2 protein-coding genes are annotated in these 1,542 nt (G+C 26.8%); both read left to right on the forward strand.

The annotated features are described in order from the left end of the window. Positions 1-542: glycosyltransferase (locus NCY57_RS16595; RefSeq protein WP_250789871.1), on the forward strand; the 542-nt coding region annotated here is incomplete at its 5' end. Between the two features lie 16 nt (positions 543-558). Then, entirely contained in the window at positions 559-1,527 is a 969-nt protein-coding gene (locus NCY57_RS16600) for a glycosyltransferase family 2 protein (RefSeq protein WP_114002257.1), read from the forward strand. Positions 1,528-1,542: the final 15 nt, after the last annotated feature.

Consider the following 1,542-nt stretch of genomic DNA (forward strand, 5'->3'; position numbering starts at 1 on the left):
GTGCAAATATTAATGTAAAAAGAGTTATTGCTGTTGGAAGATTAGATGAGCAAAAAGGTTTTGATATGCTTATTAATGCATGGTCAAGGATTGAAGAAAAAGTACCAGATTGGAAATTAGACATATTTGGTGAGGGACCGTTAAGAAAACAATTACAAGATCAAATTAAAAATTTAAATTTAAAAAATATCTATTTAAAAGGTTATTCAGTTGACATTGAAAAAGAATATATTAATTCATCAGTTTTTGTTCTTTCATCGAGATATGAAGGATTTGTTTTAGCGTTGATGGAAGCTCAAGCAAAAGCACTTCCGTGTGTAAGCTTTGATTGTAAGGAAGGACCAGCCGAGTTAATTGATAATGGAATTAACGGATATTTAATTGAAGAAGGAAATGAGAGAGAATTTTCAGAAAAATTATTAGAATTGTTATTAGATGAGAAACTGAGAAAAAAATTCTCGGAAAATTCCAGGAAAGATTTGGACAGATTTAATATAGAGAAAATTATTGAAAAGTGGAATAGGCTTATAGTTACTTTATAAAGTATGGGGGATAAGGATGATTGAAATGCCATTAGTTTCTGTAATCATTCCAATTTATAATGCAGAAAAATATATGAATAGATGTATAGATGCAGTTCTCAATCAAAAATATAAAAATATTGAAGTGATTTTAATTAATGATGGATCTGTAGATTCATCAAAAAAAATATGTCAAAAATATTGTGAAAAAGATAATAGAGTAATTTGCATTTCAAAGAATAATGAAGGAGTGTCAAAGGCTCGTAATGCAGGAATTAAAATAGCAACTGGAAAATATCTATGTTTTATAGACGCTGATGATTGGATTGATATTGAATATGTAGAGGAATATGTTTTATGTGCAGAAGATCGAGATGCAGATTTAGTTATTGGAAGTTATATTTCTGAATATAATGATTATAAAGTAGAAAAAGTGAAAGATGAGAAATATCATAAAAAATTATTGTCTCAAAATGAGGCATTAAAAAAAATATTATCGCCAAAAGGAATTAATGGCACAGTATGGGCGAAAATGTTTGAACGTAAAATTGTTAATGAGCATAATTTACAATTTGAAACGGATATTAGAGTAGGAGAAGATTTGTTATTTGTATTTAGATATATAAAATATTGTAAAACGATTATATCTGATCCAAAAAAAATGTATCATTATTTGATCCATTCTGGAAGTGCTTTACATAGCGAAATACAGTCGGTTGAAGACAAAAGATTTGATATTGTTAAAGTGTGGGAAACAATAATAGGCGAGAGCATTGATTTAGATTTAAGTGTTAAGGAGATGATAATATCTATTTATGTAAGAGAACTGAGTGAAGCTTATTGCAACGTTTATAGATTTAATAATGAAAATATAAATTTATATTATAAATCTAATGCACATAAATATATGAAAAAATTTTTAATAGGAAAGACATTTAATCCTAAAACAAAGATTGTTACTATATTGAAATTTTTATGCCCTAAAATAATAATGAAATTAAAATAGGAGAATATTCAATAT

It is taken from the genome of Blautia sp. MB18-30, from assembly GCF_023669475.1.
Classification (GTDB): Bacteria; Bacillota; Clostridia; order Lachnospirales; family Lachnospiraceae; genus Blautia_A; species Blautia_A fusiformis.

What these genes read in the sequence shown, in the direction of transcription:
- NCY57_RS16600 (WP_114002257.1), top strand. Translation starts at nt 559, where the DNA reads ATGATTGAAATGCCATTAGTTTCTGTAATCATTCCAATTTATAATGCA.